At 64.5% G+C, this 12,886-nt stretch carries 12 protein-coding genes; 9 read left to right on the forward strand and 3 right to left on the reverse strand.

All coding sequences use genetic code 11. The annotated features are described in order from the left end of the window. Positions 1-6 precede the first annotated feature (6 nt). Complete coding sequence (gene eno / locus H7F16_RS09980) at positions 7-1,284, forward strand: phosphopyruvate hydratase (RefSeq protein WP_185797405.1); 1,278 nt, start codon at positions 7-9, stop codon at positions 1,282-1,284. Positions 1,285-1,527: 243 nt separating this feature from the next. Continuing rightward, positions 1,528-2,409, forward strand: a complete 882-nt coding sequence (gene rarD / locus H7F16_RS09985) for an EamA family transporter RarD (protein WP_185797406.1) — start codon at positions 1,528-1,530, stop codon at positions 2,407-2,409. Between the two features lie 49 nt (positions 2,410-2,458). On the opposite strand, the gene H7F16_RS09990 is transcribed toward rarD, so the two are convergent. Further along, positions 2,459-3,565: an anhydro-N-acetylmuramic acid kinase gene (locus H7F16_RS09990; protein ID WP_185797407.1), complete on the reverse strand. Its 1,107-nt coding sequence runs from the start codon at positions 3,563-3,565 to the stop codon at positions 2,459-2,461. A 60-nt stretch (positions 3,566-3,625) separates the two neighbouring features. Here H7F16_RS09990 and tyrS point away from each other — a divergent pair, with 60 nt between their 5' ends. Continuing rightward, the gene (tyrS, locus tag H7F16_RS09995; protein ID WP_185797408.1) at positions 3,626-4,876 is read left to right on the forward strand and encodes a tyrosine--tRNA ligase; all 1,251 of its coding nucleotides are present in this window, start codon (positions 3,626-3,628) and stop codon (positions 4,874-4,876) included. 55 nt (positions 4,877-4,931) lie between these two features. Here the strand turns inward: tyrS and H7F16_RS10000 are convergent, their stop codons facing one another. Beyond that, positions 4,932-5,543, reverse strand: a complete 612-nt coding sequence (locus tag H7F16_RS10000) for a peptidylprolyl isomerase (RefSeq protein ID WP_185797409.1) — start codon at positions 5,541-5,543, stop codon at positions 4,932-4,934. Beyond that, positions 5,533-6,042 (reverse strand): peptidylprolyl isomerase, encoded by a 510-nt coding sequence (locus H7F16_RS10005; protein WP_185797410.1) that lies wholly within the window; start codon positions 6,040-6,042, stop codon positions 5,533-5,535. Before H7F16_RS10005 ends, H7F16_RS10000 begins: the two co-directional genes overlap by 11 nt. 137 nt (positions 6,043-6,179) lie before the next feature. Here H7F16_RS10005 and H7F16_RS10010 point away from each other — a divergent pair, with 137 nt between their 5' ends. From H7F16_RS10010 to H7F16_RS10035, 6 genes are all read left to right on the forward strand, one after another. Next, the gene (locus H7F16_RS10010; RefSeq protein ID WP_185797411.1) at positions 6,180-7,370 is read left to right on the forward strand and encodes a phosphoglycerate kinase; all 1,191 of its coding nucleotides are present in this window, start codon (positions 6,180-6,182) and stop codon (positions 7,368-7,370) included. Between the two features lie 197 nt (positions 7,371-7,567). Then, positions 7,568-8,497: a class I fructose-bisphosphate aldolase gene (locus H7F16_RS10015; RefSeq protein ID WP_185797412.1), complete on the forward strand. Its 930-nt coding sequence runs from the start codon at positions 7,568-7,570 to the stop codon at positions 8,495-8,497. 252 nt (positions 8,498-8,749) lie between these two features. Next, positions 8,750-9,016 carry an FtsB family cell division protein gene (locus tag H7F16_RS10020; protein WP_422121115.1) on the forward strand — a complete coding sequence of 89 codons (267 nt, stop codon included), beginning with the start codon at positions 8,750-8,752 and terminating at the stop codon, positions 9,014-9,016. 135 nt (positions 9,017-9,151) lie between these two features. Beyond that, positions 9,152-10,141, forward strand: coding sequence for a pyruvate dehydrogenase (acetyl-transferring) E1 component subunit alpha (gene pdhA / locus H7F16_RS10025; protein ID WP_185797414.1), 990 nt, complete (start codon positions 9,152-9,154; stop codon positions 10,139-10,141). Positions 10,142-10,154: 13 nt separating this feature from the next. Next, positions 10,155-11,531 (forward strand): pyruvate dehydrogenase complex E1 component subunit beta, encoded by a 1,377-nt coding sequence (locus tag H7F16_RS10030; RefSeq protein WP_185797415.1) that lies wholly within the window; start codon positions 10,155-10,157, stop codon positions 11,529-11,531. 10 nt (positions 11,532-11,541) lie between these two features. Then, positions 11,542-12,837, forward strand: a complete 1,296-nt coding sequence (locus tag H7F16_RS10035; protein ID WP_185797416.1) for a pyruvate dehydrogenase complex dihydrolipoamide acetyltransferase — start codon at positions 11,542-11,544, stop codon at positions 12,835-12,837. Positions 12,838-12,886 lie beyond the last annotated feature (49 nt).

Here is a 12,886-nt window from a genome sequence, read left to right on the forward strand (position 1 = left end):
CCGCCCATGAGCACGATCATCGACATCCACGCCCGCGAAATCCTTGACAGCCGCGGCAACCCCACGGTCGAAGTCGACGTCACCCTTGAAAGCGGCGCGATGGGCCGTGCCGCCGTGCCTTCGGGCGCATCGACCGGCGCGCACGAGGCGAACGAACGCCGCGACGGCGACAAGTCGCGCTACATGGGCAAGGGCGTTCTGGAAGCGGTCGCCGCGGTGAACGGCGAGATCGCGGAAGAGATCGTGGGCTTCGACGCCACCGAACAGGTCGGCATCGACCGCACCATGATCGAGATGGACGGCACCCCGAACAAATCGCGCCTTGGCGCCAACGCGATCCTCGGCGTCTCGCTCGCCGTGGCCAAGGCGGCTGCCGAAGTCACCGGCCAGCCGCTGTTCCGCTATGTCGGCGGCACCTCGGCCCGCGTGTTGCCGGTTCCGATGATGAACATCATCAACGGCGGCGAACATGCCGACAACCCGATCGACATTCAGGAATTCATGATCATGCCGGTCGGCGCGGAAGACATCCGCGACGCGATCCGCATGGGGTCGGAAGTGTTCCACACGCTGAAGAAAGAGTTGCAGGCCGCAGGCCACAACACCGGCATCGGCGACGAGGGCGGCTTTGCGCCCAACCTCAATTCTGCCCGTGACGCGCTTGATTTCATTCTGAAATCCATCGAAAAAGCGGGCTACAAACCCGGCGAGGACATCTACCTCGCGCTCGACTGCGCCGCGACCGAATACTTCAAGGGCGGCCGCTACGAGATGAAGGGCGAAGGCAAGTCGCTCTCGGTCGAAGAGAATGTCGAATTCCTTGCAGGTCTGGCGCGCGACTATCCGATCATCTCGATCGAGGACGGCTGCTCGGAAGACGACTGGGCGGGCTGGAAGCTGCTCACCGACACGCTGGGCAACAAGGTGCAGCTTGTCGGTGACGACCTGTTCGTCACCAACCCGCGCCGTCTGGCCGAAGGCATCGCCAAGGGCTGCGCCAACTCGATGCTCGTCAAGGTGAACCAGATCGGCACGCTGACCGAGACGCTGCAAGCCGTCGATATGGCCCATCGCGCGCGCTACACCAACGTCATGTCGCACCGCTCGGGCGAGACCGAGGACGCCACAATCGCCGACCTCGCCGTGGCGACGAACTGCGGCCAGATCAAGACCGGCTCGCTGTCGCGCTCGGACCGTCTGGCGAAGTACAACCAGTTGATCCGGATCGAGGAAATCCTTGGCGCAACGGCCGAATATGCGGGCCGGTCGATCCTGCGCGCCTGATCGCAGGCAAAAACTGCAATGGCGGCCCCCGGGATTTCGGGGGCCGTCTTGCTTTGCGGCCCCCCGAAACGCCCCGTTCCCTGCCCTTCATCCTTGCCCTTCATCCTTGCCAAAATACTCTCGGGGGGAGGGTCGCGGAACGCGGCCCGTGGGGGGCAGACAGCCCCCCGCGCGGGCAGGGCAAATTGTGCGGGTGACAAGTTGGGCGTGGTCGGGCCAATTCGGGCGGGGTAAGGCAGGGGCATGAACACGCCGAAACCCAATCTCGACACGCCGCGCGGATTTGCCTTTGCGCTTGCCGCCTACCTGCTCTGGGGCTTTCTGCCGCTTTACATGAAGGCGCTGTCCCATGTGCCGGTGGCCGAGGTGATCGCCCATCGGGTGGTCTGGTCGGTGCCGGTGGCCGGGGCCGTGCTGGTCTGGCTGGGGCGGACGGCCGAGTTGCGGGCGGCGCTGCGCACGCCGCGCATGCTGGGGATGGGCGCGGTCACGGCGGCGCTGATCACGGTGAACTGGGGCATCTACGTCTGGGCCATCCAAAGCGGCCACGCGCTGGAAGCGGCACTTGGCTATTACATCAATCCGCTCTTCTCGGTGTTCCTCGGGGCGGTCCTGCTCAAGGAAAGGCTGTCGGTCGCGCAATGGGCGGCCATCGGGCTGGCGGTGCTGGCCGTTCTGGTGCTGACGGTCGAGGCGGGGCAAGTGCCCGTCGTCGCGCTGGGGCTGACCCTGTCCTGGGGCGCTTACGCCTATTTCAAGAAGATGCTTCCCATCGGGCCCAATCAGGGCTTCATGCTGGAAGTGCTGATCCTGTCGCCCTTTGCGCTTGGCTATCTGCTCTGGCGCGGAACGGAGGGTGCGGTCTTTACCGCCGACGCGCTGACCATAACCCTGCTTCTGGCAGCGGGGATCGTGACGGCGGTGCCGCTGATGCTTTACGCCAATGGCGCCAAGTTGCTGAAGCTGTCGACCATCGGCATCCTGCAATATACCGCGCCGACGATGATCTTCCTGACCGCCGTGTTCCTGTTCGACGAACCCTTCGGTTTTGCCCGCGCCATCGCCTTTCCGATGATCTGGGCCGCCCTTGCGATTTACACGCTGGCACTGTTTCGCGGCAAATAACGGGGCCGCGCGGGTTTGGCGGGCCGTTCAACAGGCAGGGCCGGACGCGTCAATCGGGGCGGCTGATCTTTCCGCCGCCGATCAGGGCGGGAACGCCCGTGGTGCCGGGGCCAGACGTGGGCAGGCCGCGCGCCACGCGGACGGCGAGGAAGGCGAAGGCCTGAGCCTCGAGCATGTCGCCGTTCAGACCGGCGGCCTCGACGGGTTCGGCGTCGAGACGCAGGCGGCGCGACAGTTCGGCCATCAGCGTGGCGTTGTGACGCCCTCCTCCGGTGACCAGAAGCCGCGAGATCGGGGTCGGGAAATGTTCGGCCCCGCGTGCCACGGCGGCGGCACTGGCTGCGGTCAGGGTGGCTGCGGCATCCTGCGGCGACAGGTGTCCGGTGGGCAGGGCGGCGTGGAAATCGTTGCGGTCCAGCGATTTGGGCGGCATCCGATAAAAATAGGGATGGTCGAGGAAGCGGGCAATCAGCGCCTCGTCCACCGTCCCTGTCGCGGCGAATGCGCCGCCCTCGTCCTGCGGTTTTCCGGTCAGGCGTTGCATCAGGTCGTTCAGCGGGGCATTGGCGGGGCCTGTGTCGAAGGCGAGAAGCGCGCCCGCCTGTTCCGGAGCGCCGTGGCGCGGGTCGATCCAGGTGACATTGCCCACCCCGCCAAGATTGAGGATCGCAAGCGGCCTGTCAGCCCCGATCTGCCGGGCGCAGGCGAAATGGAAGAAGGGGGCAAGCGGGGCGCCCTGCCCCCCCATCGCCACATCGTTGCTGCGGAAATCCCAGACGACCGGAAGGCCGAGCGTGCGGGCGAGAAGGTCGCCGTCGCCCGCCTGATGCGTTCCGCGCCCGCGCGGATCATGGGCAAGCGTCTGGCCGTGAAAGCCCGCAATCTCGGCCCCCGAGAAACGCGACATCAGTTCGGCATGGGCCGTCTCGACCACCTCGGCTGCGGCCTGCACAGCGGCATCGCCCGGCCATTGGCCAAAGGCCGCGCGGATGGTGGCCTGTTCGGCGGGCGTGTAGGGTCGATAGGCCGTCGGGCCGAAATCGAGGACGCGCTCGCCATCGGTCAGCACCATTGCGGCGTCCACCCCGTCGAGAGAGGTGCCCGACATCGTGCCCAAGGCCCAGACAGCCCCGCCTATCGTCGCGCCGCTTCGCATCTTCCTTTCACCCCCTGCGCCCGTTATACCCCACGGCGCAGTTTAAAGCACGGGTGACACATGACCTACCATGCCAAATCGGACTTCATGCGGACGATGATCGAGCGCGGCTATCTGGCCGATTGCACCGACTATCAGGCGCTGGACGAAGCGTTCCTGAAAGGCGTGGTTCCGGGCTATATCGGGTTCGATGCAACGGCGAAGTCGTTGCATGTCGGCAGCCTGATCCAGATCATGATGCTGCGCTGGATGCAGAAATGCGGCGGCAAGCCCATCGTGCTGATGGGCGGGGGCACGACCAAGATCGGCGACCCCTCGTTCCGCGCCGACGAGCGCCCTCTTCTGACCGACGCGCAGATCGACGAGAACATCGCGGGCATCAAACGGGCCTTTGCGCCCTATGTCACCTTTGGCGACGGGCCGACCGATGCGATCATGGTCAACAATGCCGAGTGGCTCGACAGTCTGAACTATATCGGTTTCCTGCGCGACATCGGACGGCATTTCAGCGTCAACCGGATGCTGTCGTTTGAATCGGTCAAGTCGCGGCTGGACCGCGAGCAGTCGCTGAGCTTCCTCGAATTCAACTACATGATCCTTCAGGCCTACGACTTCCTCGAACTGAACCGCCGCTACGGCTGCCTCGTGCAGATGGGCGGGTCGGACCAGTGGGGGAACATCGTCAACGGGGTCGACCTGACGCGGCGGGTGATCGAGCATGAGGTTTACGGGCTGACCTCGCCGCTGTTGACCACGAGCGACGGCAAGAAGATGGGCAAAAGCCAGAACGGGGCCGTCTGGCTGAACGGCGACCTCTTGTCGCCCTATGAATTCTGGCAGTTCTGGCGCAACACGACCGATGCCGATGTGGGCCGCTTCCTGAAGCTTTACACCGAATTGCCGCTTGAGGAATGCGAGCGTCTGGGCAAGCTGTCGGGGTCCGAGATCAACGCGGCCAAGATCGTGCTGGCCAATGCCGTGACGACGCTTCTGCACGGGGCCGAAGCGGCGGCAGCCGCAGAAGCCACGGCGCGGGAAGTGTTCGAAAAGGGCGGTATCGGTGACGATCTGCCCACGGTGACGCTGACGGTGGACGAGGTATCCGACGGCGTCGGCATCGTGCAGCTTTTCGTGCGGGCGGGGCTTGCCGCTTCGGGCAAGGATGCCAAGCGTCTGATCGCCGAAGGCGGCGCCAAGGTGAATGACGAAACGGTTCTCGACGCGGGGCTGCGCTATGGCGCGGGCGAACTGGTCGAGCCGTTGAAGCTGACCGCCGGGCGCAAGCGTCATGCGCTGGTCGTGATCGGCTGACGGGTTCGGTCTGCAAGACCAAGGGATCGGGGGGCTTGCGCCCCCCGTTTCCATTTCACTCGGCGACGGTGACTTTCGCCATGTAGTCGGGATCGACGACAGCGCCGTTGGCGGCTTCGTCGCCCTTCTTGATCGCGTCGACGACGTCCATGCCCGAAATCACATGGCCGACGACCGTGTATTGCCCGTCAAGATGCGGGGCGGCGGCGAACATGATGAAGAACTGGCTGTTGGCCGAGTCGGGATCGTTCGAACGCGCCATGCCGACGACACCGCGGTCGAAGGGCATCGAGGAAAATTCGGCCGCGAGATCGGGGCGTTCAGAGCCGCCGGTGCCCGCCATCGAGGTATCGCTGCCGTGCTTGCCGAACTGGACGTCGCCGGTCTGGGCCATGAAGCCGTCGATGACGCGGTGGAACACCACGCCATCATAGGCGCCTTCTTTCGCCAGTCCGACGATCTGGGCCACGTGCTGCGGGGCGACATCCGAGGCGAGGTCGACAACCACCGTGCCGGTGGTGGAGCCGGCCACGTCGATCACAAGGTTCGGGCCGGGGCCATCGGTGGCATCCTGCGCCACGGCCGCCGATTGCGACAGGGCATAGCCGCCCAGTGCCGCGAGGCCGAGCGCGAAAAGCCCGCCCGCAATGAAACGGTCACGCGACATCGGCAGCCACCCGCACGGTGATCATGCGATCGGGGTTCTGCGGGGGTTCGCCGCGGGTGATCTTGTCGACATGCTCCATGCCCGAAATCACGCGGCCGTAGACGGTGTATTGGCCGTTCAGGAAATGGTTGTTCGAGAAGTTGATGAAGAACTGGCTGTTGGCCGAGTTCGGGTTCTGCGAACGCGCGGCGCCCAGCGTGCCGCGGTCATGCGGGGTGCGGCTGAATTCGGCGGGCAGGTCGGGCAGGTCGGATCCGCCCGTGCCGGCGCGGCGCAGGTTGAAGTTGTTTTCCATGTTGCCGTTTTCGACATCGCCGGTCTGGGCCATGAAACCGTCGATCACGCGGTGGAAGGCGACGTTGTCATAGGCCTTGGCGCGGGCGAGGGTCTTCATCCGCTCGGCATGCTTGGGGGCGATGTCGGCAAGCAGTTCGATCACCACTTCGCCGTCTTTCAGGGTCAGGATGATGGTGTTTTCGGGGTCTTTGATCTCGGCCATGACGGGTCCTTCACAGAAATTGCTGCGCGCGAACCTAATGGTGCGGGGCCGTCATGGAAAGGGCAAATGCCTGCGTCATAGTTGACGAAAGGCCCCGATGCGCGGAAAGAGGGGCAAGGCATCAGCGGAGACCTATCATGGCATGGAAAACACTCGACGACGTGGCACTGGCGGGCAAGTCCGTTCTGGTGCGGGTGGACATCAACGTGCCGATGGAAGCCGGCCGCGTGACCGATGCGACCCGGATCGAAAAGATCGTGCCGACGGTCGAGGATATCATCGCCCGTGGCGGCAAGGTGGTTCTGCTGGCACATTTCGACCGCCCCAAGGGCAAGGTCGTGCCGGAAATGAGCCTGTCGCATGTCGTGGCGGCGCTGGCCGAGGCAACCGGCCGCAAGGTGGTGTTCGGGGCGGATTGCGTGGGTGAACCGGCACGCGCGGCGATTGCGGCGGCGGGGGCGGCCGATGTGGTGCTTCTGGAGAACACGCGCTTCCACGCGGGCGAGGAAAAGAACGATCCCGCCCTTGCGCAAGAGATGGCGTCACTTGGCGATGTCTTTGTGAACGATGCCTTTTCGGCGGCGCACCGCGCCCATGCCTCGACCGCGGCGCTGGCGGGGCTTTTGCCCAATGCCGCCGGACGCTTGATGGAGGCCGAGCTGAAGGCGCTGGAGGCTGCACTCGGCACGCCCGTTCGGCCCGTGGTCGCCGTGGTGGGCGGGGCGAAGGTGTCGACGAAACTCGACCTGCTCGGCAACCTTGTGACCAAGGTGGACCATCTGGTGATCGGTGGCGGCATGGCCAACACCTTCCTTGTGGCGCAAGGGGTCGAGGTCGGCAAATCGCTGGCCGAGCGCGACATGGCCGACACCGCGCGCGAGATCATGGGCAAGGCCAAGGCGGCGGGCTGCACGATCCACCTGCCCGTCGATATCGTCGTGGCGCGCGAATTCAAGGCGGGGGCGGAATCGGAAACGCTGCCCGTAGGCAAATGCCCTGCCGATGCGATGATTCTGGACGCGGGGCCGAAAACCGTTGCCAATCTCGAAGCGGTTTTTGCCGGTGCCAAGACGCTGATCTGGAACGGACCGCTTGGCGCGTTCGAGATCAAACCCTTTGACGCGGCGACCAATGCGGCGGCGAAGGCGGCGGCACGGCTGACGCGCGCGGGCAAGCTCGTCTCGGTTGCGGGCGGGGGCGACACGGTTTCGGCCCTGAACGCGGCAGGGGCGGCGGCGGACTTCACCTTTATTTCGACGGCGGGCGGCGCGTTCCTCGAATGGATGGAGGGCAAGGAATTGCCCGGCGTCGCGGCGCTGATGGGCTGAGCGGCAAGGGGGGCTTCGGCCCCCCCTTTTCCTTGGCAAGCGGCCCTTCTGCGGCCTTTGGCGCGCAGCCGCGCGGCTGTGGCGCGGATTTTCGCGCGATGATTGCGCTAACAGGTTTGCGCAGGGCTTCCGGCTTGGATTAAGGCCATGGGAAAGGGCCGCGTGCCCCGCGTTTCCAGCACAAGAGGGATGAGACAATGCGTGCGACGAAGATCGTCCAGAAGATCCTTGCCAATTACGAGGGCGAGACCCCCGGCGTTAAGGCCAATCTGTGCCGGATGCTGATGGAGGGCAAACTGGGCGGCACGGGCAAGATGATCATCCTGCCCGTCGATCAGGGGTTCGAGCATGGTCCCGCACGCACCTTTGCCGCCAATCCGGCGGGCTATGACCCGCACTACCACTACCAGCTTGCCATCGATGCGGGGCTGAACGCCTATGCCGCCCCCCTTGGTATGCTGGAAGCGGGGGCCGATACCTTTGCGGGCCAGATCCCGACGATCCTCAAGGTGAACAGCGCCAACAGCCTGATGTCGGACACGGCGGGCAAGAACCAGGCGATCACCGCCTCGGTCGAGGATGCGCTGCGCCTTGGCTGTGCGGCCATCGGCTTTACCATCTATCCGGGTTCGGACATGGCGCTTGATATGTACGAGGAAATCTCGGCCATGCGTCAGGAAGCGGCGGCCAAGGGCGTTGCGACGGTGATCTGGTCCTATCCGCGCGGCGAAGCGGTGACCAAGGATGGCGAAACCGCAATCGACGTGGCCGCCTATGCCGCACAGATCGCGGCGCTGCTGGGCGCGCATATCATCAAGATCAAGCTGTCGACCGACCATCTGATGCTGGGCGAGGCCAAGAAGGTCTACGAGGCGCAGAAGATCGACATCGCAACGCAGGCGGCGCGGGTCCGGCATTGCATGGAATCGTCCTTTGGCGGGCGGCGGATCGTCGTCTTTTCGGGCGGCGCGAAGAAGGGCGAGGATTCGGTCTATGACGACGCCCGCGCCATCCGCGACGGCGGCGGCAACGGGTCGATCATCGGGCGCAACAGTTTCCAGCGCCCGCGGGACGAGGCCTTGGCGATGCTTGCGAAACTGGTCGACATCTACAAGGGACGGGCCTGACGGCGGACCGGGGGCCTACCCGTGGTGGGCCCCCTGCCCCATCGGCTTGACAGTAAAGGACGCGGTCGGCCATTCTGACCCTGTGGCGCGAAAGACTCAGCCGCGCATGTGCCGTTGCGAGTGATTCGATTTGGGATTCACAGCCTGATTCGGTTGTGGAAGACTCATCTCACCCGTCCACAGAAGGCGGGCCAAGGAACGGACCAGGCAGGCAGAATGAGCACGCAAGCCGCGCGCACACCGATCGGTGCAATGTTGTATTTCCTCATTGCGCTGACACTTGGCAGCTATTTCACCTTTGCCGCCGTGCAGGGCGACTACGGGGTGTTCCGTCAGGTGGAAATCTCGGCCGAGGCCGAGGGATTGAAGGTCGAGCGCGACAAACTGGCAGCGGAATTGTCGGAAATGCAGAACCGGACCAAGCGGTTATCCGACGATTACCTTGACCTTGACCTGCTGGATGAACAGGCGCGCGAGGTGCTGGGCTATGTCCGCGCCGACGAGATCGTGATCCGCTAGCCCTTCCAAAACCGCATGGCAGCTATGCGCCGGCCCCGACCAAGGGCCGGTTTTTTGTTTTGACCCAATAAACTCCGATATTGTATGGGTCGTTTAACGTTGAACTATTTTTGTCTGCGACGGGAGGAGACCCAGATGGCCGTGAAAAAAGCGCCGGACAGACCGAATGTCTCGAAAGAGGAGTTGCTGAAGTATTACCGCGAGATGCTTCTTATTCGCCGGTTCGAGGAAAAGGCGGGCCAGCTTTACGGCATGGGCCTGATCGGGGGCTTCTGTCACCTTTACATCGGGCAGGAAGCGGTCGTCGTGGGGCTGGAAGCCGCGACGAAAGAGGGTGACAAGCGGATCACCAGCTATCGCGACCACGGGCACATGCTGGCCTGCGGGATGGATGCCAAGGGCGTCATGGCGGAACTGACGGGGCGCATCGGCGGCTATTCCAAGGGGAAGGGCGGCTCGATGCACATGTTTTCGAAAGAGCGCCACTTCTACGGCGGCCACGGCATCGTCGGCGCGCAGGTGCCGCTGGGGGCGGGGCTGGCCTTTGCCGACAAATACCTTGGCAATGACAACGTGACCTTCGCCTATTTCGGCGACGGGGCCGCGAACCAGGGTCAGGTCTACGAGACGTACAACATGGCGGAACTCTGGAACCTGCCGGTCGTCTTCGTGATCGAGAACAACCAGTATGCGATGGGGACGAGCGTGAAGCGTTCGACCAAGTCGCCGTCGCTGTGGGAACGCGGTGCCGCCTATGGCATCAAGGGCGAGGCCGTCGATGGCATGGATGTTCTGGCGGTCAAGGCTGCGGGCGAAAAGGCGGTCGCCGCCTGCCGCGCGGGTCAGGGGCCCTATATCCTCGAGATGATGACCTATCGCTATCGTGGGCATTCCATGTCGGACCCCGCGAAATACCGGACCCGTGAAGAGGTCGAGAAGATGCGGTCGGAAAAGGACGCCATCGAACATGTGCGCGACCTGCTGCTGACGGGCGGGCTTGCCAGCGATGAAGAGCTGAAAGCCATCGACCGCGACATCAAGGCCGTCGTCAACGAAAGCGCCGAGTTCGCCAAGGAAAGCCCCGAGCCTTCGTTGGACGAGCTTTGGACCGACATCTACGCATAAGGGGGGAAAGAGAATGGCAACCGAAGTTCTGATGCCCGCACTTTCTCCGACGATGGAGGAAGGCACGCTGGCCAAATGGCTGGTGAAGGAAGGCGATATGGTCAAATCCGGCCAGATCATCGCCGAGATCGAGACCGACAAGGCGACGATGGAGTTCGAAGCCGTCGACGAAGGCAAGGTGGGCCGTCTGCTCGTCGCCGAAGGCACCGCGGGCGTGAAGGTCAACACCCCCATCGCCGTTCTGGTGGAAGAGGGTGAATCGGCTGACGCCGCCCCTGCCCCCGTGGCCGCTGCCGCTGTGGCCGCAGCCCCCGTTGCAGCATCGGCCCCCGCCGTTGCCGCCGCCCCTGCCCCCGCCCCCGTGGCTGCCGCAGGCTGGCCGCACAGCGACCTGCCCGAAGGTGTTCCAACCAAGACCATGACCGTGCGGGAAGCCCTGCGCGAGGCGATGGCCGAGGAAATGCGCGCCAACCCCAATGTCTTCCTGATGGGGGAAGAGGTCGGGGAATATCAGGGCGCCTACAAGATCAGCCAAGGGCTGCTCGACGAATTCGGTCCCAAGCGCGTGGTTGACACGCCGATCACCGAACACGGCTTTGCCGGTATCGCCGTTGGCGCAAGCTGGGGTGGTCTGAACCCGATTGTCGAGTTCATGACCTTCAACTTCGCCATGCAGGCCATCGACCACATCATCAACTCGGCCGCCAAGACGCTGTATATGTCGGGTGGGCAGATGGGTTCGCCCATCGTGTTCCGTGGCCCGAACGGTGCCGCCGCCCGCGTGGGCGCTCAGCACAGCCAGGACTATGCCGCATGGTATGCCGCCATTCCCGGGATCAAGGTCTGCATGCCCTATTCGGCGGCAGATGCCAAAGGCCTGCTGAAATCGGCGATCCGCGATCCGAACCCCGTGATCTTCCTTGAAAACGAGATCCTTTACGGCCGGTCGTTCGAGGTGCCCGCCGAGGGCGATTTCACCATTCCCTTCGGCAAGGCGTCGATCCTGCGGGCGGGGACGGATGTGACCATCGTTTCCTTCGGCATCGGCCTGACCTATTCGCTGCAAGCCGCCGAGGAACTGGCGAAAGAGGGCATCAGCGCCGAAGTCATCAACCTGCGGACCCTGCGGCCCATCGACTATGACACGGTGCTGGCCTCGGTGATGAAGACCAACCGCTGCGTGACGGTGGAAGAGGGCTTCCCTGTCGGCTCCATCGGCAACCACATCGCGGCCACGATCATGCAGAAGGCCTTCGACCATCTCGACGCGCCGGTGGTGAACTGCACGGGCAAGGATGTGCCGATGCCCTATGCCGCGAACCTTGAAAAGCTCGCGCTGACGACGACCGCCGAAGTGGTCGCCGCCGTCAAATCCGTTTGCTACCGCTGAGGGGGCTATCATGGCAGTCGAAATCCTGATGCCCGCGCTGTCTCCGACGATGGAGGAAGGCACGCTGGCCAAGTGGCTGGTCAAGGAAGGGGATGCGGTCAAATCCGGACAGATCCTCGCCGAAATCGAAACCGACAAGGCGACGATGGAGTTCGAAGCCGTCGATGAGGGGATCATCGGCAAGCTTCTGGTCGCCGAAGGCACGGCAGGCGTGAAGGTGAATGCGCCCATCGCCATCATGGTCGAGGAAGGGGAAGCCGCTGACGCCGCCCCTGCCCCCGCCAAGGCGGCACCCGTTGCAGCGGCGGCTCCGGTCACGGCGGCGGCTGCGCCGTCTGCGGCCCGGGCGGCCCTCGTCGCCGCGAGCGGGGCGCGCGTCTTCGCCTCACCCCTCGCCCGCCGTATCGCGGCGGACAAGGGCCTCGACCTGACCAAGGTCCAGGGATCGGGCCCGCATGGCCGGATCGTCAAAGCGGATGTCGAAGGGGCCAAGCCCGTCGCGGCCAAGGCCGCTCCGGCTGCGGCAGCGCCGGCCCCTGTCGCGGCGGCCCCGGCAACGGCCTCGATGCCCACGGGCATGGCGGCCGAGACGGTCATGAAGATGTATGCCGACCGCGCTTACGAGGAAGTTGCGCTCGACGGCATGCGCCGCACCATCGCGGCCCGCCTGACCGAGGCAAAGCAGACCATCCCGCATTTCTACCTGCGGCGGGATGTCCGGCTCGACAACCTCATGGCCTTCCGCGAGCAGCTCAACAAGCAGCTCGAAGGGCGCGGCGTGAAGCTGTCGGTCAACGACTTCATCATCAAGGCCAGCGCCTTGGCGTTGCAAGCCGTGCCGAATGCCAATGCCGTCTGGGCCGGTGACCGCATCCTGCGGATCAAGCCTTCGGATGTCGCCGTGGCGGTCGCCATCGACGGCGGGCTGTTCACGCCGGTTCTGAAGGACGCGCACCTGAAATCGCTGTCGAGCCTGTCAGCCGAGATGAAGGATCTGGCAGGGCGCGCCAAGACCAAGAAGCTCGCCCCGCATGAATATCAGGGCGGCAGCTTCGCCATCTCGAACCTTGGCATGATGGGCATCGACAACTTCGACGCGGTCATCAACCCGCCGCACGGCTCTATTCTGGCGGTCGGCGCGGGCGTGAAGAAGCCTGTCGTGATGAAGGACGGGTCGATCGGCGTGGCGACGGTCATGTCCATGACGCTGTCGGTCGATCACCGCGTGATCGACGGGGCGCTGGGGGCGGCCTTCCTTCAGGCCATCGTCGACAATCTGGAAAACCCGATGGCGATGCTGGCCTGACAGCTATCGCAGAAAACAGAAAAGCCGCCGGAAGCAAGGGCTTCCGGCG

The organism is Paragemmobacter straminiformis, from assembly GCF_014243445.1.
Lineage (GTDB): Bacteria > Pseudomonadota > Alphaproteobacteria > Rhodobacterales > Rhodobacteraceae > Paragemmobacter > Paragemmobacter straminiformis.